Consider the following 26,846-nt stretch of genomic DNA (forward strand, 5'->3'; position numbering starts at 1 on the left):
TGCGACCGCCTTGGGTAGTGTCAGAGTTCGCGTGCCCCGCGTCATATCCTGCTTGCGCACCCCCGAACCGCTGGACGAAAACGATCACTCGTCGGATTTGCGATTCTCCGAGTGTCCAATAGAAACCCTGCTACCGGGACGGCGCACGCCAGAACTTGCGTACCTGTGCGCGAAGGAAGGCGCCTCTGTTTCGTACAGATCTGCTGCGCGCAACGTTGCTGACCTCGCCGGGCTGCACACCCTGTCTCACGCCACTGTTCGCAGGGAAACTCTCGACTGCGGTGAACACATTGAACATGATCAGTTCCACGTTGGATGGTTCGCGGGAACTCGACCTCTCAACGGTGCCAGGCACTTGCGCCTCGCAATAGACTGCACCGTGATCACCGCGGTCCCGTGGGAAGATGTGCGCAGGTTTGAAGTTATCGCCGGCCGTGTCGAATGTGATGGGATAGCGGCTCGACGATTTGCGTGCGCACTCCAGCGCCCGAGCCTGACACGCGTGCTGGTCGCGGCCGCGCTCGATCAGTGTGGCTGAGTTCTGACCACTACGGTTGACGTGGTCACAGATGGCGCTCGGGGGATGCGATCGCTAGTGACGTCAGTTGCGCCTTGCGTCGCGCCGAGGATTCTCGATTGGTTTCACATCGGCATGAAACTTCATTCTGTGAGATCGGCGCTCTGTGCGTACACGCTTCCTCTGCTACAACGACCCGTGGTCATGCAACGATGCGAGCGACTATTAAGTCGCGTGCGCGACCAGCTATGGCGTGGGAGGGGTGACGCGGCGATAGAGATCGTACGCACGCTCATCGCTTCGCTGAAGTTCGAAATCGGCTCTTTGCCAAGGTTCTATGAACTTTGCGCAGGTACTGCCTCTCGCGCAGCCGCTCAATTGTTGTTGTCCTTCCTCGTGAATAATCGCTACGACCTTATCGACCATCAACGGGCTCGCATGGCCGGCCGTCGAGTATCGTCGGCGTCTGCCGAATCGGTCATGAATCATTTGATAAATCGACGGCTTACAAAACGTCAACAAATGAGGTGGTCAATGAAGGGCGCCCATTACTTGTTGCAAACACGGGTCGAGCTGCTCGACGGGAGACTGGAGACTTGCTTCGCCAAGCGGTTCCTTCACTTTCGATCGCCAGAGTTCGCTCAAAAGTGAAAGCGCCCCTCCCCCGTTTTTCATCCGCTCCCGGAATTAACGAACATCAACAGCTGGTCCCGGCCTGGGCCACTTACCTCGGCGTATTGGCACAAGCCGCGCCAAGCTGATGAATCATGCAGCCGGGGTGGCGTGTCCGCTATCGCTCATCGCGCGCGGATCGTCGTATTCCCGCGAGATGTCCTTGTTCGTGTAATCGCCCAGCCGCGAAGCGGCGATCAGGCTGAGCACCGCGCACGCCAGGACATAGCCCGCGATTGCATAGCCCGAATGGTAGTAAGCGAAGAGCGCGGTCGCAATCAGCGGCGCAGGGCCGCCGGCAATGACCGAAGCCAACTGGTAGCCCAGCGACGCGCCGCTGTAACGCAGCCGCCCTGTGAAGGATTCGGCGATCAAAGCGGCCTGCGGACCGTACATCATCGAATGCGGCACCAGCGAGAGCACGATGGCCGCGAAGATCCACATCGGATTCCTGGTGTCGACCATTGCAAAATAGAGGAAGCCGAATACGCCGACGGCGGCGGCGCCGATCATGTACATTCGCCGCCGCCCGATCAGATCGGACACATGGCCGAAGAGCGGGATGGTGCCGAATTCCAGCACCGAAGCCGCCAGCACCGCCGTCAGCAACAGGTTGCGTGTCACGCCCAGTGTCGAGACGCCATAGGTGAAGACGAAGGCCGTGAAAATATAGAAAGGTGCCTGTTCGGCCATGCGCGCAAAAGCCGAGAGAAGGATGTCTTTCGGCTGGCGGCGCAACACCTCGAGCATCGGGGTCTTCTCGATCTTGCGCTCAGCGAGGAGCCGCGCGAAGATCGGCGTCTCGAGAATATTCAAGCGGATGTAGAGGCCGATCGCGACCAGTACGATACTGAGCAGGAAAGGCACTCGCCAGCCCCACGTGAGGAAACCGCTGCCGGAGATCTCGCTCATGGCCAGCACTGCCAGGTTTGCCAGGAACAGTCCCGCCGGCACACCGAACTGCGGCCAGGAGGCGACGAAGCCGCGATGCGCGTTGGTGCGCGCCCATTCCATCGACATCAAGACCGAGCCACCCCATTCGCCGCCGACGCCCACACCCTGGATGAAGCGCAGCACCGTAAGCGCGACGGCGCCCCAGATGCCGATCACCGCGTAGGTGGGAACAAAGGCCACGGCAAACGTGGCGAGTCCCATCAGTAACAGTGTGACGATCAGCGTGGCCTTGCGTCCGATGCGATCGCCGTAGTGGCCGAAAATGGCCGCGCCGACCGGCCTCGCTACAAAGCCGACGGCGTAGATCAGAAAAGCCTGCAGTGTGCCGACGAGCGGATCCGATCCTGGGAAATACAGCTTCGCGAAAACCAGGCCGGTGACCGTACTGTAGAGGAAGAAGTCGTACCATTCGATCGTGGTACCAATCGTGCTGGCGATGACAGCGCGGCGCAACTGGCGCCGGGCGTCCGCCTCTGAGAGGGGCATGGCCCCTGATTGCGTGGCAGCCATTTTGGACACCCCCGGAAAAAGGGCGATATCGTATATAGACCATTTGCACGATGAGAGGTTCCGGTGGCGCAAGGTGCGACTGGCACGCGTCGCGATCATTAGCACGGTCCAGCGGCTTTTAAAAAGGGCTTCGTCCGTCGCACTGCTACGACGCAAAGAGTTTCATATGACAATGCCCCCGGTGCCCCCACCCCAACCTCGTTTCCACACCTTGCTCATCGAACCGGTCAACGCGGCCAGGCGTTCACCAGATTGGTGACGTTGACCGTGCCGATGCCGGTAGCGAAGTTCCAGCCGACACCGGCGCCATAAGCTTTCGAGTAGCGGCTGTTGCTCGTGGAGAGGACACCATAATTGCCGCTCGGGCCATAGCAATTGTTCGTGCCTGAACAATTCACGTCCATGTCGCCGAGCGTGACGTCATAGAAGATGCAGCTGCTAGCGACACCGTTACCTCGACTCGAATTGCAGGTGATCGTCCCGCCCACTGCATATTCCGTGGCCGCCAGGGTATAGAAGACCGGATCCGGATTACCCTGGCGGGCGCCAGTCTTCTGGTTCACCAAAGCCTGGAACCCGGCCCAGATTGGCGCGGCGAACGACGTTCCTCCGCCGCCAGACCACCCGCTCGGCGCTCCCGTGCAGGCGCCGCCGCCGTTCGCCGTATCAGAATCGCAGACGACGTAGTAGTGGCCCCAAACTCCGTTGGCCGCGAAAAGAGAGACGTCAGGAAGGTCACGCACACCGTCGGCCGGGTTGCCCAGCAGCAGGAGCAGCGTTTGCCACACCGGCTTGGCATAGCCGCGGCATGTTCCGCTGACGACACCGCTCACCGACGGCGTCCCCCCCGCGCAGCCACTTGGCCCGCCGCTGCCGCTCGACGTCGTCAGATAATAGGCCTTGCCGGTCGCGCTGTTGCAAAAACCGGTCGTGCCATAGGTCGCGGAGTAGCCGCTTGTGGCGGCAATCAGGACGCTGGCGCAGGAATCGTTCCACGGAATTTCGGGGACATAGGATATCGCCGATCCGTAAGCCGCTGCATTGGTCGCGGTCCAGTAAGAGGCGGTGATCCCGGCATAGGTGTCGGCAAAATCGGTGCCGCCGACCGCGACGTTGTACGGCGTCGACGCGAGGCCGCTGACTCCGATTCCATGAGTCGCATTGGCCAGACCGGCATCGCAGCTCGCGGCCCCTTCGTCACCGGCGGAGACATAAACCGAGACACCGCGGGCAACCGCCTGCTGGTAAGCGGCACTGTAAGCAGCGTTGGCTGCGGCGCCGTTCTTCGCTTCGCATTCGCCGTAGCTGATGCTGACGATCGCCGGCGGGTTGCTGCTGTTCACGAGGTTCTGGAGCGCGATCAGGCCGCCAAACGTGGTGCTGGTATCTGCGCAGGACGCGAGCACGATGGCGGCGCTTGGGGCTGCGGCACTCGCCCATTCCGCGTCGAGCTCGGCTTCCCTCTCGGTACCGGCAACCACGCCGGGATTCAGGCAATTGTTAGCGCCGCCGGCCGGCGCCGGATGGATTTGCGTAAAGGAGCCGGACGTGTAGCCGGATAGTCCGAAGGCCGAGCGGAACGTCGCCCAGTCTGCGGGACTAAACACGTTGGTATTCTCGATCACAACGATCGTCTGTCCCTGGCCGGAGATGCCGGAACGAAACATCGGGTTCAGATTGTAGATCGTCGCGAGATCGGCCGGAACGACTGCGTGATAGGTCGAGTTGCCATTGATGTACGTGTATTCGGGCCGGGACTTGAAATTCGTGTGCGGCAGGAAGTCGTTCAGCGACACGATCCCATTCACCACCGCGGAAAGCGCGGCCGGAATCCGCGGATTACTCATGTTCGCTATATGCGCGGCGCCACCCACGTCGAGCCGATGGATATCGGCCTTGAACGCGTCACGGATCTGTCCCGCGGTCCCGGAAAAGTCAATCACCATGCCGCTTGCCTGCACGCCGTTCACCGTTAGTCCATGCCTGGAAAGCCAATTCCTGACCATGCTCACATCTGCGTCTGCCGGACCGAAATTCACGCGGAATTGCTCGGCAGTGAGCCACTGGTGGAAATAGGACGACTTCGGATCGTGGAGAAGATCGATAAAGCGCACGAGAGCGGCTTCGGTCTCGGCTGGGCGCTTCAGCAGAAGCTGTATGTGGTCGAGCACGAGCGTGTCGTCGACACGCCCGCGATCGTTCTCTGCACTTGCCTCGGGCCGGATATTGCCGGTCAGCTCGACGGTCTGTCGCTCATCGACAACCTGAGTGACCAGTTGCCGGGTTGTTTGCGCCATTGTTTCGGATGACGTACCGACCATGGCGATGAGCATCAGAACAAGCACCCGGAACCCCGATTGGAATCGAGTGAACATGTTGTTTCTCCCTACGCGCCCTCGCAGCATCGGCCACCAGCTTTGCGCATCCGAAACTCAGCAGTAAGCCGTATTCGGAGCTTGTCGAGACAGCACCCCAATCATCCAGCCGGGGAAAAACTCAACGGTCTTCCGGAGAACGTGGGTGTAGGGACATGTATTGCTCGCGGACTACCTCAAACCGCGCCAAACGCCGGATCGCTGCTACGGCTGCTCATCTTCGAGCGCAGCTTCCCACGTCAGGAAGAGGAAGACAGCCTTCGACTCATCCTGGATCCGGTCAGTCACTCGATGGTAGAAGCAATTAAGCCGTTGTCAAGGCTCTACTGCCCTAAGTCAATTTGCACAATCCGACGAGCCTGAATTCATGAAGTTGCAACATCGCGCGGCAACGACATCATTTGATTCGCTCTTCATCCAGCGGACAATATTCACAATGGATGTTGTCCAGAACTACGCTCGCACCAGGATCCCCTGCTTTGACGCATACCTCTGTGCCAAAGCGAAAATGCGTTTGAATCGTGCGTTCTTATTCAGGTGAATTCTTGCCGAACTATTTGCGGAGATACATCGACTCGCCATATGCACCATTTACGATTGAATTTCGAAGAAAGTTAGACCTATAGTACCGCTCGGAGCCTGCTACCCTCCGCGGCCTGCGCCACCCTGTTCACGCCGCGTCGGCCAGCATGGACCGACGGCAGCCCGCCGCAGCGCACCGGCACGCGTACAGCGCCGGAACGTCGTCATCGAGCGGATCGTCAGTGGCTCTGCGAGAGACTCAAAAACCCGTAATAATAGTCAACCAAAGTCTGGTACGCTGCGCCCTTTGCCACCGCTTGCATTCGACTCGATGGAAACCCCTTTCAATGATCGTGGCGTGTCGGTCACGCGTAACGCGCTTTCAGCCGCCGGCCAGGTGTTCCCGCTGCGCGACATTCTGGACGTGCAGGTTGTCACCGTACAAAAGAACAAAGTCTTACCGTCTACGATCTCGCTCATCGGGCTGGCCGGCGCCATTGCCGGCGCGATATTGCACTCGCCGGCGGGCATCGTGTGCGGCACGATGCTGGCGGTGGTCGGCTGGCTCACCTGGGCGACGCAGGACATTACCCATCGTCTGATGGTGCAGACCGCCAATGGCGAACGTGAGGCGCTGTCGAGCATCGACCGCGAATTCGTCGAGCGGGTCGCCGTGGCCGTGCATGAAGCGAAGGCGGCCGCTGCCGCGCCTACCGCTTGAGCCATTCGCAAAGCGCTCGGCGTGGCGCGCTCAAGTGGCACATTCAGACACCACGCGCTAACACAAAATTGATTCGCGGCGCAGCAGCTTTTGCGCGTAGTTGAGGCGCGCATCGCTAGAGTGGACAGGTATCAACTCACGTTGCTTCGCCTTCGCCAGGGACCCGCCTTTTTGCAAAGCGTGATCCTATATTCCTGTCGTCTCTCAATGCCACCCACCGGCACTTCCGGCATTTTCGTCATCATTTTCGTCATTGCGCCGCGGTGGCGCTGGCCGCGACCTTCGCCAGCGTCGCGCTGACCCGGGTGCTCGACCACCTTCCCCACGCCTATCCCGCCGGCCTCGACTGCCGCGCTGATCAACGGCGGCAATAACGGCCTGCTGATTCCGCTGCAGGTGGAGCGCGCCGACCAAGATCACGCGCGCCTCGGCCTGCCGGTTCAGCTCGACGGCAAGCCGGTGTACGTCGCGCTCGATACGGGCACGCAAGGCGTGCGGGTGTTGAAGTCGGTGCTGCCCGGCTCGAACTACGCGAGCGCCGGCGGCGTGTCGTCGCTGCCGTTGGCGACTTCGCGAAACCGTACATGGTGTTGAGCCCGTCGAGCGCGATCACGAAGGACTACACGATGGTGCCGATGACGTTGTCGAAAGACGGCACAGCGCAATGGCCGAGAGGCTGCGTGAATGTCGCCAACAAGATGACTTTTTGCGCGCCGCTGGTGTTCGCAACCGGCAGCACCGGCATGATCCGCATCGAAACGGACCAAGCGCCGAACTGGACCGGCGACGACGAAGAAGGCAAGGTGCTCAATCAGGGCAACAACGAAATAGCAATCGGCACGGGACCATGGGTGCATCGTTATGAGAGCGCGCAGGTCAAGATTGTCAAGGCGAAACCGGATGCAAACCGTATCGTGGTCGGCTTGACGGCGATGCAGAACAGCGACGTACTGTTCGATTTCCCGCGCGGACAGCTGGGTCTGTATGCCGCGAAGGAGCGCGAGAGGTTCGCGCCGTGATAATCATCGAACGCTAGAAAAAAGGCCGGTTCTCTCGAACCGGCCTTTTTCTTTGAAGCGAACAACCGCGCGCCGTCACTCCATATTGAGCGACTTCACATGCCAGATGTCGCGCGCATATTCGCCGATCGTGCGATCCGACGAAAACTGCCCCATGCCCGCAACGTTTTCGATCGCGCTCCCGGCCCACGCGCGCTGGTCGACGAAACGCGCATCCACGTCGTCCTGCGCCTTCGCAAACGCCGCGAAATCGGCGAGCACCATGTAGTGATCGCCCCAATCGACTAACGTATGGAAGATGTCGGAGAACCGTAGCGGATCGTCCGGCGAGAAGAAGCCCGAGCGAATCTGGTCGAGCGCCATGCGCAGTTCCGGATTCTCCTCGTAGAGTTGCCGCGGCCGGTAGCCGGTGGCACGCAAGTCGTCCACCTGGTCGGCGGTGTGGCCGAAGATGAAGATGTTCTCGCGTCCCACCGCGTCGCAGATTTCGATGTTCGCGCCGTCCATCGTGCCGATCGTCAACGCGCCGTTGAGCGCGAGCTTCATATTGCCGGTGCCCGACGCCTCGGTACCGGCCATCGAAATCTGTTCGGACAGATCGGCCGCCGGAATGATCAGCTCGGCCACGCTCACGCCGTAGTTCGGCACGAACACCACCTTCAGCCGGTCGCCGATCAGCGGATCGTGGTTGACCTTTTCGCTGACGTCGCCGATCAGCTTGATGATCGTCTTCGCCATTCGATACGCGGACGCCGCCTTGCCGGCGAACATCACCACGCGCGGCACCCAGTCGCGCTCGGGGTTCGCGCGAATCTGGTTGTAGCGCACGATCACGTGCAGCACGTTCAGCAATTGCCGCTTGTATTCGTGGATGCGCTTGACCTGGAGGTCGAACAGCGCGTCGGGATCGAAGTGCTGTTTCGTGTGATGCGCGAGCCGCTGCACGAGCCGCAATTTGTTTTGCCGCTTCGCTTCACGGAAGGCGTCGATGAACGCTGAGTCGTTGCGCAAATCGCGCAGCTGCTCCAACTCGAACAGATTGCTGCGCCAGTGCTTGCCGATCTGCTGATCGATCAGCGACGACAACGACGGACTCGCCTGCGCGAGCCAGCGCCGCGGCGTGATGCCGTTGGTCACATTGGTGAAGCGCTCCGGAAAGATGCGCGCGAAGTCGGCGAAAATATCGCGCGTCATCAGTTGCGAATGCAGCTTCGACACGCCGTTCACCTTGTGACTCGCGACGATCGCCAGATACGCCATCCGCACGCGCCGCTGGCCATATTCGTCGACCAGCGAAATGCGGCGGATCATCTCGGCATCATGCCCCGAATGCTCGCTGACATGCTTGAGAAACTCCGCGTTGATCTCGAAGATGATCTCCAGATGGCGCGGCAGCAGACGCGCGAGCGTCTCGACGTCCCACGTTTCGAGCGCTTCGGGCATCAAGGTGTGGTTCGTGTACGAGAACATCTGCGTGATGTGCTTCCAAGCCTTGTCCCACGGCACGTGATGCACGTCAACCAGCAAACGCATCAGCTCAGGAATCGCCAGCACCGGGTGAGTATCGTTCAGATGCACCGCCACTTTTTCGGCGAAACGGCCGAACGTGCTATGCGTGCGCTGATAGCGGCGGATCAGATCCTGCATCGTCGCCGAGACGAAGAAGTACTCCTGGCGAAGCCGCAACTCGCGGCCGGCAGGCGTCGAATCGTCGGGGTACAGCAGGCGCGACACGTTCTCCGACATATTCTTCGTATCGACCGCGTTACGGTAGTCGCCGCGGTTGAACGCACCGAGGTCGAGCTCTTCGGTCGCACGCGCCGACCATAGCCGCAGCGTGTTCGTCGCGCCGGTCGCGTAGCCGGGAATGACGGTATCGTAGGCGGTGGCGTTCACATGCTCGCTGTCGATCCACTCGACATGCTCGCCGCGCTGCACCGTGCGGCCGCCGAAGTGCACCATGTACTTGATCTCGGGCCGCGGAAACTCCCACGGATTGCCCGCGCGCAGCCAGTAGTCCGGCGCTTCGACCTGCTCGCCGTTGACGATCTCCTGACGGAACATGCCGTATTCGTAACGGATGCCATAGCCGAAGCCCGGAATGCCGAGCGTCGCCATCGAATCGAGGAAGCAGGCGGCCAGCCGCCCGAGGCCGCCATTGCCGAGCGCGGCATCCGGCTCGAGATCGGTCAGCGCTTCCATGTCGACGCCCAGACTCGCGAGCGCTTCCTTCATCTGATCGTAGATGCCAAGCGCGAGCAACGCGTTCGTGAAGGTGCGCCCGATCAGGAATTCCATCGACAGGTAGTAAACGCGCTTCACGTCCTGTTCGTATTGCAGGCGTGTGGTCTTCATCCAGCGCGCGACCAGCCGGTCGCGCACGGTCAGCGCGGCGGCGTGCAGCCAGTCGTGCGGGTGAGCCGTGACGGCGTCTTTGCCGACGCCGTACATCATGCGATTGGAAATTGAGCGCCGTAGCGCGTCGACGGTACTGTTGAGCTGGTCGAATTCCAGATCGACGGCTGTCATCGAAGCCTCCGGGAGAAAGCGACGCGGCATACGCAAACCGCACAGTTGACGGACGGGAGGCGCGTGCCGGTCAGGCGGGTTAACAAGCAGAGTAGAACATTTTACGGCCCGCGGACATCCGCGAGCGCGAGCGGCTATCACGCACATGCCATGCCCGCCGACATCCGGTGCTTCGCGGGTTTTGCGCACGCGCGCGGTGCAAGCGGCGCATTCATGGCACTGCGCGCGTGCATCGGTGTGCAAAAGAGGCAAACGATCAGGCAAACGCCGGCGAGCGATGGGTGCGCGCTTCGATGAGATGCAGCGCGATTATTTTTCTACCGTGTGACGTGCGGATGAACGACTCGATGCCGGCGATATGTGGTCGAATCAGGCCGCCTCGCCTGCTCAACGTGTTTCCCGCGCGAGCCTGTATCGTGCGGTCGCCCGCCGAATTCGAAGACGCGGCGCGGGCTTGACCGTTAGTTGCATTAAAACGTCAGCAAAACGGCCACCCCTGCCGCCGCGTTCTCAGCACGATTTCCACGTCTCTGTAACAATCGCTACATTCGCTGCGCCAGCCGCCCTGACCGCCGCACTCAGGCCACGCGCGCTTCACTCCACACCCAACCCTGCCGCTTGCGCACCGCGCCACCCTTGGCGCGGCCAGCGCTTCGGCATGCTTAACCCGACGAGCCACGCCTTGTCCGACAAACCCAGCGCCCATTCCGCTCATACCTACCCGGCGGACGGCCCGATGTCCGCAGCGAACCGCCGCGCGATGGCCGCGATCATGCTGGCCGTCGCGCTCGCCACGCTCGACACGGCGATCGCCAACACCGCCCTGCCCGCCATCGCCGCCGATCTGCACGCCGCGCCCGCCGCGTCGGTATGGATCATCAACGCGTACCAGCTCGCGATGGTCGCGACGCTGCTGCCGCTCGCCGCGCTCGGCGACATCGTCGGGCATCGGCGCATTTATATCGGCGGCATTGCGCTGTTCACGCTGGCGTCGCTGGCCTGTTCGCTCGCCTCAACGTTGCCGCAGCTGGCCGCCGCACGCGTGCTGCAAGGACTCGGCGCGAGCGCGATCATGAGCGTGAATACCGCGCTGATCCGCTTTCTCTATCCGCCGCATCGGCTCGGCCGCGGCTTGGGCACCAACGCGCTGATCGTCGGCGTGTCGTTCGCGGTCGGGCCGACGGTGGCGTCGCTGATTCTGTCGGTGGCGGCATGGCCGTGGCTGTTCGCGATCAACGTGCCGCTGGGTCTGCTGGCGCTCGCCTTCGCATGGCCGGCGTTGCCGCACACCGAGCGCGGCACGCACAACTTCGACCCGGTCGCCGCGCTGCTCAACGTGATCACCTTCGCGGCGCTGATTTTCGCGCTCGGCGAGGCCGCCCAGCGAGCGCCGGCGCAACGGGTGCTGAGCGCCGCGGCGGTTGCCGTCGTGTTCGGGCTGCTGCTGATCCGGCGTGAGGCGGGACACCCGGCGCCGATGCTGCCCGTCGATCTGTTCAAGCGGCCGGTATTCGCGTTGTCGGCGGTGACTGCCGTATGCTCGTTCGCCGCGCAAGGGCTGGCGTTCGTGTCGCTGCCGTTCTACTTCGAGGATGTGCTGCATCGCAGCCAGGTCGAGACCGGCTTTCTGATGACGCCGTGGCCGGTGGTGGTGGCGTTGGCCGCGCCGCTGGCGGGCAGTCTGTCCGACCGCTATCCGCCGGGCTTGCTCGGCGCGATCGGCCTCGCGGTGATGTCGGCGGGGATGGCGTCGCTCGCGTTGTTGCCGGTGCATCCGCACGTGCTCGATATCGGCATCCGGATGGCGGTGTGCGGCGCGGGCTTCGGCTTCTTCCAGTCGCCGAATCTCAAAGCGTTGATGGCGAGCGCGCCGCCCGAGCGCAGCGGCGGCGCCAGCGGCATTGTCGCGACCGCGCGGCTGCTCGGGCAAACCACCGGCGCGGCGCTGGTCGCGCTGAGCTTCGGCATTGCGGGCCGGCACGGGCCGACGCTCGCGCTAGGCGCCGGTGCTTTCTTCGCCGGCGCCGCGAGCCTTGCGAGCGGGCTGCGGCTTCTGGCGCCGTCGCATCGAGCCGGCGTGCACGCAAAGGCGGCGGCGGAATAAACAAAACGGGCGCACTGCCGCGACAGTGCGCCCGCTTTTTGTTGCCTCAGTGTTCCAACGCGTCGCCGCTTCAATGCGCGGCGAAATACCCCTTCACTGCCGCGATAAACGTATCGATATCGGCACGCGACACATCCTTATGCGTGACGAATCGCGACGCGTACAGCATCTGCGTAAGAATGCCACGCTCCTTGAGCCACGCTTCGAGCGGCGCGCAGTGCTGCTGCGGAAACTGCGCGAACACCATGTTGGTCGCCACGGACTGCACCTTGACCTGCCCGATGTCGGCGAGGCCGGAAGCCAGATGCGCGGCGTTCGCGTGATCGTCGGCCAGACGCTCGACATGGTGATCGAGTGCATACAGGCAAGCAGCCGCCAGCACGCCCGCCTGGCGCATGCCGCCGCCGAGCACCTTGCGCCAGCGATGCGCGAGCTCGATCAGCGCCCGGCTGCCGACCAGCACCGAGCCGACCGGCGCGCCCAGGCCTTTCGAAAAGCAGATGGATGCCGAATCGAACGGCCCGCACAGCGCGGCGACCGGCTGCCCGGACGCGACCGCCGCGTTGTAGACACGCGCGCCGTCGAGGTGAGCCGACAGCCCGTGCTGGCGCGCCAGTTGCACGGCTTCCGCGACATAACCCGCCGGCAGCACCTTGCCGCCGATGGTGTTTTCCAGCGCAAGCAGCCGCGTACGCGCGAAATGATTGTCGATCGGCTTGATCGCGGCGGCGATCTTGTCGAGCGGAATCGAACCGTCGGCGGCATTTTCGAGCGGCTGCGGCTGGATGCTGCCGAGCACCGCGGCACCGCCGCCTTCGTACTTATAGGTATGCGCCAACTGGCCGACGATGTATTCGTCGCCGCGCGCGCAATGCGCCATCAGCGCGGCCAGGTTGCTTTGCGTGCCGCTCGGGAAGAACAGGCCGGCCTCTTTGCCGGTACGCTCGGCGACGCTCGCTTGCAGACGCAGCACGGTCGGGTCGTCGCCCCAGACGTCGTCGCCCACTTCGGCGGCCGACATGGCGGCGAGCATGGCCGGCGTCGGACGGGTTACGGTATCGCTGCGTAAATCGATCATTGTGAGAATCCTCTGTTTGACGGCCCGTGGCGGCCGGCGGCGTGCGCTTCGAAAGCTTCATCTGGCGGGCGCGGCTCCGGCTGTTGAACCGCAGAGTGTATTTCAATTACCGCAGCGCGGAGAATCGCGCTAAAAACCCGCGCGCGCCATCTCGCGCTGGTTCCCGGCGAGTGAACTGAACTCAGCCGCCGGACTTGGGCAACCAGGCAAGCGGATCGACCGGTTGACCGTTCTGGCGCACTTCGAACTGGATCGACGCCACACCCCGGTTATCCACGCCGACCTCGCCGATGGTCTGGCCTTGCGCGACGGCGTCGCCTTCCTTGACGAGCAGCGTGCTGTTTTGCCCGTAGGCGGTAATCAGCGAATCGTCGTGCTTGATGATGATCAGCGGCCCGTACGCCTCGATACCGGAGCCCGCGTACACCACCCGGCCGGTGGCGGCCGCCTTGACCGGATCGCCGGGGTGCCCGCCGATCACGATGCCGTTCGACCTGCCCGGTGCGAAGCCTTTGAGCACCGGCCCGCGCAACGGCCACAGCAGCACGCCCTGCTGCGGAGCGGCGGCGGGACCGTTCGCGCCGGCCACATTGACCGGCGGCGTCACCACGCTGCCGGAGGCCATCGGCGGCGCAACACGCAGCACCTGCCCTGGATTGACGGCCGCGGTGTTCGGCGCCAGACCGTTCCACGTAGCGAGGTCCTGCGGCCGACGGCCGAACGCCGAGGCGATGCCGGCGAGCGTGTCACCCGGATTGACGCGATAGAAACCTGCCGGCACGGGGACCGTGCTGAGGGTGGTCGGCCGGCTCGGCGTACTGCTGTAGAACGGCGTGCTCTCCCACGGCATTGTCGTACAGCCGCCGAGCACGACGCCAAACGTGGCCGCGATCAGAAACCGCGTCCCCGTGAATTGCCATTGTCTTGTCATGTGATGATCCTCGACACGTTGATTCAATTGATCTGCCAGCGTGCGCGGCAAAGCGCAGTGTAGTGTTCAACCAAAGCGGCAACACGCATTATGCCCGCCGCGCGCGCCTGGACCGGCACTGCTGCGAACTTCAGACGCTGCCTTGCGCCTCGACCACCAGAATGCGCGCCGCACCGATCGGGTGCGCGACATGTTCGGTGCCGACTGACGCGTAAAACACATCGCCCGTTTCCAGAATGGTCGACTGTTCGAGACCCGCTTCGCGGTAACGCATCTCGACGCGGCCATCGAGCACGGCGAACACCTCCTCGCCGTCATTGACGTGCCATTTATACGGCTGATCGGTCCAATGCAGGCGCGTCGTGATGCCGCCCATGTTGGCGATATCGAGCGCTCCCCATGGCCGCGTCGCGGTGAAGCTCTTGCTGCGAATGATCTTCATAGGGAATTGACGGTTGCAGAGCACGGTACGGCCTTCCCGCTGTTCATCCGGTACACAGGCCAGCCCGGGCAGCGAAACCGCGTGTTTCGACTGCCCCATTATAGGGCTCACAGCGGGGCTCACAGCGAGCCTCACGGCCGTCCCAAGCCCGCGCCGCGCTATTCGTGCGACTTATTGAATCCTTTGAGGCCTCGCCTATACTCAGTGATGCTGCCGCAACGCGCCGTACGCAAAACGCTCAGGTTCTGTGAGGAGTCGGGGATGAACAAAGCCACCTTTCTGGCCGTGCAACTCAACGTCGACGATGTTGCGGCGTCGCCCGGGTTGGTCGAGTTGCTGAACACCCATCTGGTTTTCGCAGTGGACGTGGCCGAAGCCGCCGACGCGCTGGTGCAGCTCGCCAGCATCGCAGGCCTGTCGAGCGGTGTCGAGGCTAGCGTCGAGATTCCCGCCGTGGCGATCGAGCGGCTGCGCGAGGCGCTCGACAATCTGAGCGGATACGATGAATCCTGGCTGCTCGCGCTCGAACCGAGCCGCGCGCTGTTCGACGATATCGGCCGCCGGCATCGCACCTTGCATTAGGTCGCATCCGCGCAGGCGCATTTGAACAACACCCGTCGGCGGATTCATCAGCTTAATCTGACGAGCAATGAAGGGATTGCGCACTTGCCGGCTCGTTAAGTTGCCGAGTCGCTAAACAGCCAAGCCGGTCTGAACCGCTAAACCGCGGCTCAGGTTTCTCGCAAAGCGCTCAGGCAAGCCGTAAACGACAAAACGCCGCCCGGAAACGGGTCGGCGTTTTTTTATTGCGCACCACCTGTTAGCCAGGCGATGTTTGCATCAGCTTCGGCGCAAATTAGTTGCCGAAGTAAACCGATTGACGGTCGTTGCCGCTGATCGGGCGGCCGGCTTGCGAGCTGCCGGCGATCGGTGCGCCGTAGCCGCTATTCACGGCTTGAGCAGTACCGTTCTGTGCGTCGACACGTGCTTGTGCGACCTGCAGGTTGGCCGGATAGTCGATGCGATCGCCATTCGGGTTGTAGCCGGCCTTTTCGAGTTGCACCAGTTCAGCGCGCACTTGGGCACGCGTCACGGGCTGGTTCGATTGGGCAAACGAAGCAACAGGAGCGGCCAAAGCGGCGGCAACGACAACTGCGGAAATAAGCGTCTTCATGATTAACCTCCAAAACTTGTTTTGATTTCGCTTCGGGACCCATGTCTCGTAGCGCTTAAGAACAAGTTTAGGAGCGTCGACATCTAGGGGAAACCCCTGAAACGACGAATCTCTATTTCGGTTTTCGCAACAGTTTGAGGCCGGCAACATCCGCATGCTATCTGAATAATAGCTTTCAGTAATAATTGCCTGCCCTGATTTCAATCACTGCGGCAACCCGGCGCGCCTTATGGCAAGCGCGCGCCGGGCCGCGGTTCAAACGCTCAGCTCCAGTTCGCGTGGAAGCTGCCCGGCTTGTCGACGCGCTCGAACGTATGCGCGCCGAAGAAATCGCGCTGTGCCTGCACCAGGTTCGCCGGCAGGCGCTCCGAACGATAAGCGTCGAAATACGCGATGGCCGAGGCAAACGCCGGCACCGGCACGCCCGCATTGATCGCGGCGATCACCACGTCGCGCAACGCCGACTGGTAATTCGCGGCGATATCGCAGAAGTACGGATCGAGCAGCAGATTGGCGATCGCTTTGTCTTTCGTATAAGCGTCCGTGATCTTTTGCAGGAAGCGGGCGCGGATGATACAGCCGGCGCGGAAAATCTTCGCGATCGTGCCGAAGTCGAGATCCCACTTATATTCTTCCGACGCCGCCCGCAGTTGCGCGAAGCCCTGCGCGTACGAAATCACCTTGCTGAAGTACAGCGCACGGCGCACCGATTCGATGAACGCGTCACGCTCGACGCCGAGCGGCTTCGCCTTCGGCCCTTCGAGCACCTTGCTCGCGGCCACGCGCTGGGTCTTCAGCGACGACAGCACGCGTGCGAACACGGCTTCGGTAATCAGCGGCAGCGGCGCGCCGAGATCGAGCGCGTTCTGGCTGGTCCACTTGCCGGTGCCCTTCTGTGCGGCGCGATCGAGAATCACGTCGACCAGATCCTTGCCGGTTTCCTCGTCTTTCTTGCCGAAAATCTTCGAGGTGATTTCGATCAGGTAGCTGTCGAGTTCGCCCTGATTCCATTCGGTGTAGACCTTGCCCAGTTCTTCATTCGACAGACCCGCCACTTGCTTGAGCACCGCATAGCTCTCGGCGATCAACTGCATGTCGCCGTATTCGATGCCGTTGTGCACCATTTTCACGAAGTGGCCCGCGCCGTCCGGTCCCATGTAGGCAACGCACGGCTCGCCATCCGGCGCCTTCGCGGCGATTTCGGTGAGGATCGGTGCGACCAGATCATACGCGTCGCGCTGGCCGCCCGGCATGATCGACGGGCCTTTGAGCGCGCCCTCTTCGCCGCCCGACACGCCCGTGCCGATGAAGTGCAGACCGGCTTTCGCCAGTTCCTGATTGCGGCGGATGGTGTCGGTGAAGTGCGTATTGCCGCCGTCGATCAGGATGTCGCCCTTGTCCAGCAAAGGCTTGAGCGAAGCGATGGTGGCGTCGGTCGGCTCGCCTGCCTTGACCATCAGCAGAATGCGGCGCGGCTTTTCCAGCGACTCCACGAACGCTTCCAGCGTGAAGGCCGGCACCAGCTTCTTGTCCGGATATTCGGCGATGAGTTCGTCGGTTTTCCCGCGGCTACGGTTGAACACCGACACCGCGTGGCCGCGGCTCTCGATGTTGAGCGCCAGATTGCGGCCCATGACCGCTAGCCCCACCACGCCGATTGCCTGTTTGCCCATGTGAATTCTCCAGAGTCCATAAAAATGTCGGGACGTCGCGCCGGAATGACCGTCGGCGGGACGTCGAGGGTGAAAGGATAAAAGAAATGCGGGCTTGCCGCTTGGTGGCGGGCAGCGAATGGGGTTTTCCACTGCGTGCCGCCCACTAAGCGTCCGTATCGTTCGCATCCAGCCGAACGCTTGTCAGACTCGCGCCGTACCCCGCCGTTTCCTGAATACCAGGCTGAAATTGTTGGCCGGCATCGCGATCGGCTCGTCGCACAGCAAACCGACCGATCCGCCTAACGCGACCACGGCTTCCATATCGCGCACGCCCCATGCGGGATCGCGGCTGCGCAATTGCCGATCGAACGCATCGTTGCTCGGCGACGTATGCGCGCCGCCGCGCTTGTAAGGACCGTACAGGTACAGTACGCCGCCATCGGCGAGCCGGCGGCTCGCGCCGGCAAACAGTGCTTGCGCCGCGGTCCATGGCGAGATGTGAATCATGTTGATACAGACTACCGCGTCGAGCGTACCGAGCGCTTCGGTGCCCCAATCGGGCTGATGCACGTCGAGCGCGAGCGGCGCGCGCACGTTTTTGAGCCCTGCATGCGCGGTCCACGCGGCAATCGATGCGCGCGCGTCGGCGTCGAGATCGCTCGGTTGCCAGTCGAGGCCGGGCAACGCGCCGGCAAAGCAGATTGCGTGCTGGCCGGTGCCGCTGGCGATTTCCAGCACGCGGCCGGCGGCCGGCAACACCGCGCGCAATACCGCGAGGATCGGTTCGCGATTGCGTTCGGCGGACGGCGAATGTTGCCGCAGCGCGGGATGGAAATCGGTCATGTTCAGCTTCAGTTCTAGTACAGACCCGTGCGCAGTCTTTCGACAAGTTCACGGTCATAGGTAGCGGCATCGAAACTCGCGCCGTTGATGCGCCGATGAATCTCGCCCGCGCTCGGCAAGCGCGAGCGTTCCACATGCTGCGCCGGATCCCACAGTTTCGAGCGCACCAATGCCTTCGAGCAATGAAAGTACACCGCGTCGACGTCGATCAACAGCACGGTGCGCGGCAGTTTACCGTCAACGGCGAAGCTCTCAAGCCATTCCGGATCGTTCGAAATGCGGCCGCGGCCGTTCACGCGCAAACTTTCGCCGACGCCCGGCACGATGAACAGCAGAGCCAGATGCGGCTCGGCGACGATATTGCGCAGACTGTCGATGCGATTGTTGCCGATGCGGTCCGGCAACGCGAGCGTACGTTCGTCGATGATGCGCACGAAACCCGGCGCGTCGCCGCGCGGCGAGCAGTCGAGGCCATCAGGACCGGCGGTGGCGAGCACCACGAACGGCGCGACTTCGATGAACGCGCGATAGTCTTCGTTGACGTAGGGAATCTCTTTGCGCACCGCCCGTTCGTGTGGCTGACCGTAGATTGCTTCGAGCTGTTCGATCGTCGTCAACATCGGCGTTCCTTTGTACCTTTGTACCGTGGCGGTTGTTTTGGTTGGATCGGTGTGGCGCGGGGAGCGTGATTATCGGCGATTGCGGCGCGAGGCGCTCTTCGACCTGCCGGGTCAAACCCGCTCAATCCAGCGCCAAACGGCCCGCCAACGCAGTCAGCGTATCCGCACAAGGCGCGGCAATTTTCAGCGACAGCAGCGTGTCGGCCCGCGTGCGCCCAAGATTGATCGCGACGACCGGCTTGCCCTGCTTCTGCGCCCACACGCAGAAGCGATAGCCCGAATAGACCATCAAAGACGAACCGACCACCAGCACCGCGTCCGCCGCATCGAGCGCATGCGAAGCCGCTTCGACGCGCTCGCGCGGCACGCTTTCGCCGAAGAACACCACCGACGGCTTCAACAAGCCGCCGCAGTGCGAGCACGCCGGAATGCGGAACGCCTCGAGATCGTGCCATTCCAGATGCGCGTCGCCATCGGCGGCGGTTTCGGCGGTGACGTTCAGCAAGGCGGGATTCTCGGCTTCGAGCGTCTGCTGGATCGATGCGCGCGCGTGCTGCGTCCCGCAGTCGAGACACGTCACACCGTTGATCCCGCCGTGCAATTCGATCACCTCGCGGCTGCCCGCGCGCTGATGCAAGCCGTCGACATTCTGCGTGACCAGCGTCGGCACATGACCGGCCGCTTCGAGCCGGGCGAGCGCGGTATGCGCGGCGTTCGGCTGCGCGTCGGCGACCACCGGCCAGCCGACCATGCTGCGCGCCCAGTAGCGCTGACGCATCGCGACGGTGCCGAGGAATTCCTGCAACGTGATCGGCGGCGAGCGTTTCCATTCGCCGTTGTCGTCGCGATAGCCGGGAATGCCGGAGTCGGTGCTGATGCCCGCGCCGGTCAACACGAACAGACGCGGATAACGCTGCACGAAGCTGTGCAGGTCATCCAGGGTATGCGGGTCGACGTGCGCTGCGCTGAAGGTTTCGATACGGGCGGGCTGAAGGTCGGTCATGACGGGGACGTTTGGTATGGCTGCGGCCTTGACGTGAAACGTAAGCGTCGTTCAGCGGCGTGCGCGCGGCTTGCTCTGCCGCGCCTGTTGTGCCTGTTGCGCCTGTTGCACCCGCCGCGCCTGCCATTCCGCGAGCGCGGCCTGATAGCGATCGAGTGCGTCATCGTAAAGATCGAAGACACATGGAAAGCAGCCGCTATGACAGCAATCGTCGAGATCGGGCTGCACGGGCGGCACCGGTTTCGGGTCGTCCTTGGGCGTGGCTCGGGGCACGGCGAATGGCTTCCGGATGGCGGGAAGCGTTCAGTATAAGTTGACTTTCCGCGCCGCGTGCGGCGGCGCCTGGCATGCAACGCTGCTGTGGTATGGCGATCAGCCTCGGCCCACGAAAGGCATTTTGCTCGCCATGATGGTCATGAATTGCACGTTCGCCGACAGCGGCAAGTCCGCCATATGCAGCACCGCGTCGGCCACGTACTGCACGTCCATCAGCGGTTCGACGGCGATCTCGCCGTTCGCCTGCGGCACGCCCCGCGCCATCCGCTCGGCCATGTCCGTTGCGGCATTGCCGATGTCGATCTGGCCGCAGACAATGTCGTACTTGCGGCCGTCGAGCGAAACGGCCTTCGTGAGACCGGTGATCGCGTGCTTGGTCGCCGTGTAGGCGATGCTGTTCGGCCGCGGCGCGTGTGCCGAGATCGAGCCGTTGTTGATGATGCGGCCGCCGCGCGGCGTCTGCGTTTTCATCAGACCGAACGCGGCGCGCGTGCAGAGAAACACGCCGGTGAGATTGGTGTCGACCACCGAGCGCCATTCGTCGATATCGAGTTCGTCGATATCGACAGGCGAACCGTTGCGGCCGGCATTGTTGAACAGCACGTCGAGCCGGCCGCGCCGCTCGCGAATCGTGTCGAACAGCGCGGCGACGCTGGCGGCGTCCGTCACGTCGCAAGCCACGGCGAGCGCGTCGCCGCCCAACTGCTGCGCTTCCTGGACGACCGCGTCGAGCGCCGCCTGGCGACGGCCGGCGAGCACAACGCTATAGCCGTGTTCCAGCAGCTTCAGCGCACAGGCGCGGCCAATGCCGCTGCCCGCACCCGTCACCAGCGCGACCTTCTTGATTCCCGTTACTGTCACAGCACATCTCCTTGTTTTGCAGACTGGCTGCAGGCGAACATGCCGGACTCAACGGCGCGGACTGAAGCGCGCGACCGATCAAAATCGATCAATCCAGCGCGCGGTCGTTCGGGTTCGCGAACAGCGACTTCATATCCGCCGACAGCGGATAGTTCAGGTTGATGCCCTTCGGCGGAATCGGCTGCGTGAACCACTTCTGATACAGGGTGGCCGCCTCGCCCGAGGTTTGCAGCCGCGCGATCACGCCGTCGGCGAGTTTCTTGAAGCCCGGGTCTTCCTTGCGGAACATACAACCATACACCTCGGACATCGGCGACGTGCCGGTGATCAGGTAGTCGTTCGCATCCGCTTCTTTTGCTTTAGCACCATACAACAGCGGATCGTCCATCACAAATGCGACGGCACGCCCGGTCTTCACGTTGAGGAAGGATTCCGCGTGATCCTTGGCGCTGATCAGGCGCATATTCATGCCCTTCTCGTTGTTCATCTGCCGCAACAGGCGTTCCTCCGACGTACCCGCTGTCGTCACCACGGTCTTGCCCGCGAGATCGGAAAAGTCCTTCACGCCCGAGCTTTTCTTCACGATCATGCGCACACCGTACTGGAAGAAGCTGTTCGAAAACGCGACCTGGTTGTCGCGCTCCCTGGTGTGCGTGGTCGAGCCGCATTCGATATCGATGGTGCCGTTCTGCACCAGTGGAATCCGGTTCTGCGACGTGATCGGCACTTCCTTGACCTTGAGGTTCGGCAGGTTCAACGCCTTCCTGACCTCGTCGACGATCTTCAAGGCGATCGCCTGCGAATAGCCGATCACCTGCTGCTGTTCGTCGTAGTACGAAAACGGCACCGACGATTCACGCACGCCAAGCGAAATCACGCCGGTTTCGCGGATCTTTTTCAGCGTGGCGCTCGGCTCCTCGGCGCGTGCGGTGCCGATCAGCGTAGAAGCGATGGCGATCGATGTCAGTGCTGCTGCGAGTTTCATGACGGCTCCTTTTAATGTGCCGAAGCGGCGTGTGGTAGTTGAATGCTAGTTGCGGCGCTGTTGCGGCGCTGTTGGGTTGCCATGCAGTGAAGTTGAACGGCGCGATGAGCCGGGCGCTTATCGTTGCCATGCATAGGCGTCGAGATCGAGCGGCGCCGCGCGGCCGGCGATCGCGTCGGCGATCACGCGCGCGCTGCCGCACGCCAGCGTGAAGCCGAGCGCGCCGTGCCCCGTGTTGAGCCACAGATTGCGATACGGCGTCGCGCCGATGAGCGGCTTGCTATCGGGCGTAGCCGGACGATGACCGCACCAGGCCTGCGCGGCGCCGTAGTCGCCGGCGTGGGGGAAAATTTCCTGCGCCTGGCGCTTCAGCAACGCGAGGCGCCGGTCGCGTTGCGCCACATTCATGCCGGCGATTTCGACCATGCCCGCAATCCGCAAGTGCTCGCCGAGCGGCGCATACACCACCTTGCGATGCAGATCGGTCACGCTCACGCGCGGCGCATGGCCGGGCGTGCCTGGGATCGTCAGGCTGTAGCCGGTGAGCGGATACATCGGCAGGCGCATGTCGAGCGAGTGCAGCAACGGCGCGCTGCCGTTGCCCAACGCGACTACGAATGCATCCGCGCGGACTTCGCCTTGCGACGTGCGCACGGCGAGCGCCGCGTTGTCCTCGGTCACGATCGACTGAACCGGCATCGAGTAGACCATCGTCACGCCGTAGCGCGTTTGCAGCACGCGGGCCAGCGCCACACCGAACTTGTGGCAATCGCCGGCCTCTTCGGACGGCGTGTGGATGCCGCCGGCCAGCAAGGCTTGCGCGCGTTCGAGCGCGGGCTCCAGCGCAACGCAGGCGGCAGCGTCGAGCGCGCGTTGTTCCGAACCGGCTGCCGCCAGATAGTCCATCTTGCGCCGCGCCTCGTCGAACGCATTCGCATCGCGATACACCACGAGCTTGCCGTTGCGCGCATAGTTGAAGTCGATCGCTTCGCGTTGCACCAGATCATGCAATGCGTCGCGGCTCAAAGCGCCCAATTGCAACAACTCCAGCGCCGTTTGCCTGGCGCGGCTGCCGCGGCACGCGAGCAAAAACGACAGACACCAGCGCCATTGCTGCGGATCGAACCGCGGCACGAAGCGCAAGGCGGAATCGCTTTGCAGCAGCCACGCGGGCAAGTGCGGCAACACCGCTGGATCGGCAAGCGGCGCGACGTAGCGATAGCTCAATTGCCCGCCGTTCGCGTAGCTCGCCTCGAGCGCGGCGCCGTCGCGGCCTTCGAGAATCGTCACGTCGTGGCCGTCGCGAGCCAATTGATAAGCGCTCGTCAAACCGACCACGCCTGCACCGAGTACACACACCCGCATAAAAATCCATCGCTGTTGGAAACTGTTGGCTGCGAGTGTGGCGCGACGAAATACACACATCAAATGAGCAGATGCACTGCTCCATAACCCAGGGTTAAGACGTCCGGCAAGCGCGTTACACGAACGGCGCGCGCAACACGTCGAGAAACGCGTTGCCGGCTTGCGAATCCATGCCGCCGTCGCGCCACAGCGCAAACACGCCGACCGACAGTGCCGGGATTACCGGCCGGATCGCGACCGGCTCCGCGCCGCTCTTCGCCGTGAGTTCGTCCAGCAGCACATAGCCGATGCCGCGCGCAGCCAAGGCACGCGCCACATACCAGGTTTGCGCTTCGACGGCGGCCACGTTTTCATCGAGCCCTTGGGCCTCGAGCGCGTTGCCGATCAGTTCGCCGAGCGGATCGCTATTGCCGATACTGATCCAGTCGCGGGCGAGAAAGGCCGGCAGGTCGAGCGGCTGTTGCGCTTCGGGGTCGTCGGGCGCACAGACGCAAACGATCGCCGTACGGCCCAGTTCGATCGCGGCAATGCCCGGCCGCGCCGGCGGGTTCAATGCCACGGCGAGATCGAGATCGCGCGTGAGCAATGCGTTGAGCAACTCCTCCATATGACGCGTCTGGATTTTCAGCGACACGCGCGGATAAGCGCGCCGAAACGCCTGCACCGCCGGGGGAATCAGACTCAAGCCGAGACTCGGCAAACAGCCGATGCGCAAATGCCCTTCCGGTTGCAACGCCAGGTTACGCGCCAGATGGCGAATGCCGTCGAGATTCGCTTGCAGCTTCTGCGATTCGGAGAACAGCAACTCCGCTTCGCGCGTCGCTTGCAGCCGGCCATGCACACGGTTGAAGAGCGGGAAGCCGAGACTGCGCTCCGCGTGCGCGAGCGCCTTGCTGACGGCAGGCTGCGAGACGCACAGCAGCTCCGCCGCTTTCGACAGCGACCCCGTGCGCATGATGGCGTGAAAGATTTCGATGTGACGCAAACGCATGAGCGAATGACCGGCGAAACCGGCAAAATGAGCACAGATAGGCACAGATGGATAGGCCAGGCGGCTGCCGGCATTAAGCCGCAGATTACGCCGCAGCCGTCGCGAAGCATAACGTCTTTCAGCGTGCTTTCATTATTTACCGCCTCTTATGCCCTCCGGCGTCGAACGGCGCAACAATGGTATCGTTTGCCGTTGTGCGCGATGCGCGCGAAGCAAGGCCTTCCTCCCCAGGACGGAGGAAGGAAGACTGGAAGCACCCGGAAGCACCGTTAATGACCGAACTCTCCCCGCCGCCACGCAACGCGGCTGGCGCCGAAGCCGCGCCGCGCCGCCGTTGGCCGCGCACCGGCTATCCCGCGATGCTGAGCGCCACCGCCGCATGGCACGTCGCCGTACTGGCCGGCTGGCTGCTCGCGCCGTCCGCGTGGCCCTGGTGGCTCGCCGCGATCTTCGCGAATCACGCCATTTTCACGGTGGCAGGCCTGTTGCCGCGCACCTCGCTGCTGGGTCCGAACTGGACGCGGCTGCCCGCCGGCGCGCGCAATGCCGACGCCATCGCGCTGACCATCGACGACGGCCCCGACCCGGAGGTCACGCCGCAAGTACTCGATCTGCTCGACGCCTACGGCGTACGCGCCACGTTCTTCTGCATCGGCGCGAGAGCGCAGCGCTATCCGGCGCTGACGCGCGAGATCGTCGCACGCGGCCATGCGCTTGAAAACCATTCGCAGGTCCACGTGCACACCTTTTCGGTGACGTTTCCGGGCGCGCTCACGCGTGAGATCGACGCCGCGCAGCGCACCTTCGAAGAACTGGGCGGCGAGCGGCCCATGTTCTTCCGCGCGCCGGCGGGTCTGCGCAACCTCTTTCTCGAACCCGTGTTGCAGAAGCTCGATTTGCGGCTCGCCGCATGGACGCGGCGCGGCTTCGATACCCGCGAGCGCGATCCGCACGTCGTCGCCGCGCGCTTGCTCGACGGCCTCGCCGCGCGCGATATCCTGCTGCTGCACGACGGCAATGCCGCTCTGACCGTCGAGGGCAAACCAGTGATACTCGCGGTCCTGCCGCGTGTGATCGACGCGGCGCGCCGCCAGCAATTGCGTTTCGTCACGCTGCGTGAAGCGCGTATCGACACCTGAACACAGCGTCTGCGTCTGCGGCTGCAACTCGCCTCCCGGCACGCTGCGAGCCGCGCAAAAATCACCGCTACACGCGAAAATCCGCCGCCATGTCTTCCTCCGTGCGAGCCTGCAGTACGCCGCTGCGGCAGGCCTTCATGAACACTTCATAATCGCTTTCCACCTGGTCTGCATAGGCGGCGGCATAGCCGGCGAGCGCTTCCGCGAACTGATCGCCGCGGCCAATGTACGAACTGACTTCGATGGCCTTGCCGCTCGCCTTCGCATGCGCGCGCGCCATGATCCAGCCGCACAGCCGTGCATAGCCTTCCAGCAGGTCAGTGTCGAATAACTCGAGGTTCGCCGACAGTTTCATGTCGCGCAGTTGCCGGAAATAAAAATGCCGCCCCATCGGCCCGCTCGCCCAGCCGAGGAAGATGTCGCTCGCGGCCTGCAGCATACGTTGCCCTTGCACGACGCGTTCGCCTTCGTGCTTGGCGGCCGGCGACTTGTAGTGCTGCGCGATCACCGATGGCCGCGCTTCCTTGATTTGCAGGAACAGCGGCTTGTCCATGTGATCGACGCTCAGCACCACCATACAGCGTGTACCCACGCTGCCGACGCCCACCACCTTGAACACGATATCCTGCACGGTGAAATGACTCAGCAACTCACGCCGGTCGTGCGACATCGTCTTCAGGTAGTCGCCCCACATGCGTTCGAGCATCTTGCGCGAGTTGGCGCCCTTGTACGCTTCGGCCTCTGCCGCCGTGAATAGCGTGTTCGCGCCCAGCACGTGGAACAGTGCCGGCGGTGCATCGCGGATCGTCCAGTGGTCGCCGTTGCGCTCGGCCATTTTCTCCAGCAAGCTTTCGTGAGTGCGGTTCGCGGCCTTTTCCAGGCCGCGCCGCACGGTGCGGCGGCGCTCCGGGGTCAGCGCGGTTTCCGCCATCCGGTCGAAGGTGATGCGGTCGTACCAGAGTTCGAGCGCACCGCATTGCGCATATTGCGCCATGCGATCGCGGTATTCGGTGACGGCCGTCATCACCAGATTCTCCGCCGCGCCGCGGCTCAAACCCATGTGCCGCGCGGCGACCACGAGGCTCGCGGTCAGACGTTTCAGGTCCCACTCGAAAGGACCGACCGCCGCTTCGTCGAAGTCATTCAAATCGAATACGAGCTGGCGCTCAGGCGTGGCGAAACCGCCGAAATTCATCAGGTGGCCGTCGCCGCAGATCGGCATGGTGAGGCCCGTGTCGGAAACCTGGCTCAGATCGTTGGCTTGCAGAATCGCGGTGCCGCGAAAGAAGGTGAACGGCGAGACGGCCATGCGCCCATAGCGCAACGGCACGAGGTTTTCGACACGGCCCTCGCTGCTTTGTTTGAGCAACTCGATCGGGTTGCGCTTCAGTTCGCCTACCGTGCGGTGGCTCGAACGCTTCGAGCGCTCGCGGGCGGCACGGCCAAGGGCCTCCCGTTCGGCGATGGTGCTGGCTTTCATGCTCTTCTCCGGTTTTTTTGTGGATCTTTACGATCGGTTTTCGAAGACTGCTTGCAGCTAAGCTCGCCTGGGCTTTTTCG

The 26,846-nt window shown here is 63.0% G+C and carries 21 protein-coding genes and 1 pseudogene; 5 read left to right on the top strand and 17 right to left on the bottom strand.

The features are described 5' to 3' along the window. Positions 1–1,282 precede the first annotated feature (1,282 nt). Both AC3WOG_RS30785 and AC3WOG_RS30790 read right to left on the bottom strand, forming a co-directional pair. Entirely contained in the window at positions 1,283–2,653 is a 1,371-nt protein-coding gene (locus tag AC3WOG_RS30785; protein WP_492582503.1) for an MFS transporter, read from the bottom strand. Positions 2,654–2,880: 227 nt separating this feature from the next. Beyond that, positions 2,881–5,028: a S53 family peptidase gene (locus AC3WOG_RS30790; RefSeq protein ID WP_492581570.1), complete on the bottom strand. Its 2,148-nt coding sequence runs from the start codon at positions 5,026–5,028 to the stop codon at positions 2,881–2,883. A gap of 853 nt (positions 5,029–5,881) precedes the next feature. Here AC3WOG_RS30790 and AC3WOG_RS30795 point away from each other — a divergent pair. Further along, on the top strand, positions 5,882–6,271 hold the full coding sequence (locus AC3WOG_RS30795) for a DUF6232 family protein (protein ID WP_492581571.1): 390 nt from the start codon (positions 5,882–5,884) through the stop codon (positions 6,269–6,271). 188 nt (positions 6,272–6,459) lie between these two features. Continuing rightward, positions 6,460–7,290, top strand: a pseudogene (locus AC3WOG_RS30800) (hypothetical protein). Positions 7,291–7,365: 75 nt separating this feature from the next. On the opposite strand, the gene AC3WOG_RS30805 reads toward AC3WOG_RS30800, so the two are convergent. Continuing rightward, positions 7,366–9,819, bottom strand: coding sequence for a glycogen/starch/alpha-glucan phosphorylase (locus AC3WOG_RS30805; RefSeq protein WP_492581572.1), 2,454 nt, complete (start codon positions 9,817–9,819; stop codon positions 7,366–7,368). Positions 9,820–10,555: 736 nt separating this feature from the next. Here AC3WOG_RS30805 and AC3WOG_RS30810 point away from each other — a divergent pair. Then, positions 10,556–11,923 (top strand): MFS transporter, encoded by a 1,368-nt coding sequence (locus AC3WOG_RS30810; protein WP_492582504.1) that lies wholly within the window; start codon positions 10,556–10,558, stop codon positions 11,921–11,923. A 70-nt stretch (positions 11,924–11,993) separates the two neighbouring features. On the opposite strand, the gene ltaE is transcribed toward AC3WOG_RS30810, so the two are convergent. The 3 genes from ltaE to AC3WOG_RS30825 all read right to left on the bottom strand — a co-directional run bounded on the left by ltaE (position 11,994) and on the right by AC3WOG_RS30825 (position 14,374). Further along, the gene (gene ltaE, locus AC3WOG_RS30815; protein ID WP_492581573.1) at positions 11,994–13,001 is read right to left on the bottom strand and encodes a low-specificity L-threonine aldolase; all 1,008 of its coding nucleotides are present in this window, start codon (positions 12,999–13,001) and stop codon (positions 11,994–11,996) included. A 181-nt stretch (positions 13,002–13,182) separates the two neighbouring features. Further along, entirely contained in the window at positions 13,183–13,932 is a 750-nt protein-coding gene (locus tag AC3WOG_RS30820; protein WP_492581574.1) for a peptidoglycan DD-metalloendopeptidase family protein, read from the bottom strand. Between the two features lie 130 nt (positions 13,933–14,062). Then, complete coding sequence (locus AC3WOG_RS30825; protein WP_492581575.1) at positions 14,063–14,374, bottom strand: cupin domain-containing protein; 312 nt, start codon at positions 14,372–14,374, stop codon at positions 14,063–14,065. Positions 14,375–14,635: 261 nt separating this feature from the next. On the opposite strand from AC3WOG_RS30825, the gene AC3WOG_RS30830 reads away from it, so the two are divergent. Then, entirely contained in the window at positions 14,636–14,956 is a 321-nt protein-coding gene (locus tag AC3WOG_RS30830; protein WP_492581576.1) for a hypothetical protein, read from the top strand. Positions 14,957–15,230: 274 nt separating this feature from the next. Here AC3WOG_RS30830 and AC3WOG_RS30835 read toward each other — a convergent pair whose 3' ends face one another. The 10 genes from AC3WOG_RS30835 to AC3WOG_RS30880 form a co-directional block, all read right to left on the bottom strand. Continuing rightward, positions 15,231–15,548 (bottom strand): DUF4148 domain-containing protein, encoded by a 318-nt coding sequence (locus tag AC3WOG_RS30835; protein ID WP_492581577.1) that lies wholly within the window; start codon positions 15,546–15,548, stop codon positions 15,231–15,233. Positions 15,549–15,811: 263 nt separating this feature from the next. Beyond that, entirely contained in the window at positions 15,812–17,221 is a 1,410-nt protein-coding gene (gnd, locus tag AC3WOG_RS30840) for an NADP-dependent phosphogluconate dehydrogenase (RefSeq protein WP_492581578.1), read from the bottom strand. A gap of 183 nt (positions 17,222–17,404) precedes the next feature. After that, positions 17,405–18,046, bottom strand: a complete 642-nt coding sequence (locus AC3WOG_RS30845) for a DUF938 domain-containing protein (protein WP_492581579.1) — start codon at positions 18,044–18,046, stop codon at positions 17,405–17,407. Positions 18,047–18,060: 14 nt separating this feature from the next. Next, positions 18,061–18,666 carry a pyridoxamine 5'-phosphate oxidase family protein gene (locus tag AC3WOG_RS30850; protein ID WP_492581580.1) on the bottom strand — a complete coding sequence of 202 codons (606 nt, stop codon included), beginning with the start codon at positions 18,664–18,666 and terminating at the stop codon, positions 18,061–18,063. A gap of 121 nt (positions 18,667–18,787) precedes the next feature. Next, positions 18,788–19,669 carry an NAD-dependent protein deacetylase gene (locus AC3WOG_RS30855; RefSeq protein ID WP_492581581.1) on the bottom strand — a complete coding sequence of 294 codons (882 nt, stop codon included), beginning with the start codon at positions 19,667–19,669 and terminating at the stop codon, positions 18,788–18,790. Between the two features lie 51 nt (positions 19,670–19,720). Then, positions 19,721–19,942 carry an oxidoreductase-like domain-containing protein gene (locus tag AC3WOG_RS30860; protein ID WP_492581582.1) on the bottom strand — a complete coding sequence of 74 codons (222 nt, stop codon included), beginning with the start codon at positions 19,940–19,942 and terminating at the stop codon, positions 19,721–19,723. A 99-nt stretch (positions 19,943–20,041) separates the two neighbouring features. Next, positions 20,042–20,806 carry an SDR family oxidoreductase gene (locus tag AC3WOG_RS30865; protein ID WP_492581583.1) on the bottom strand — a complete coding sequence of 255 codons (765 nt, stop codon included), beginning with the start codon at positions 20,804–20,806 and terminating at the stop codon, positions 20,042–20,044. An 88-nt stretch (positions 20,807–20,894) separates the two neighbouring features. Then, entirely contained in the window at positions 20,895–21,791 is an 897-nt protein-coding gene (locus tag AC3WOG_RS30870; RefSeq protein WP_492581584.1) for a glutamate/aspartate ABC transporter substrate-binding protein, read from the bottom strand. 117 nt (positions 21,792–21,908) lie between these two features. Beyond that, complete coding sequence (locus AC3WOG_RS30875) at positions 21,909–23,156, bottom strand: D-amino acid dehydrogenase (RefSeq protein ID WP_492581585.1); 1,248 nt, start codon at positions 23,154–23,156, stop codon at positions 21,909–21,911. 115 nt (positions 23,157–23,271) lie between these two features. Further along, a complete protein-coding gene (locus tag AC3WOG_RS30880) occupies positions 23,272–24,147 on the bottom strand; it encodes a LysR family transcriptional regulator (protein ID WP_492581586.1) in 876 nt (291 codons plus the stop codon). Positions 24,148–24,419: 272 nt separating this feature from the next. Here AC3WOG_RS30880 and AC3WOG_RS30885 point away from each other — a divergent pair, with 272 nt between their 5' ends. After that, a complete protein-coding gene (locus AC3WOG_RS30885) occupies positions 24,420–25,286 on the top strand; it encodes a polysaccharide deacetylase family protein (protein ID WP_492581587.1) in 867 nt (288 codons plus the stop codon). A 67-nt stretch (positions 25,287–25,353) separates the two neighbouring features. Here AC3WOG_RS30885 and AC3WOG_RS30890 read toward each other — a convergent pair whose 3' ends face one another. Beyond that, on the bottom strand, positions 25,354–26,766 hold the full coding sequence (locus AC3WOG_RS30890; protein ID WP_492581588.1) for a DUF2252 domain-containing protein: 1,413 nt from the start codon (positions 26,764–26,766) through the stop codon (positions 25,354–25,356). Positions 26,767–26,846 lie beyond the last annotated feature (80 nt).

This window comes from Paraburkholderia sp. FW306-02-B (assembly GCF_058782725.1).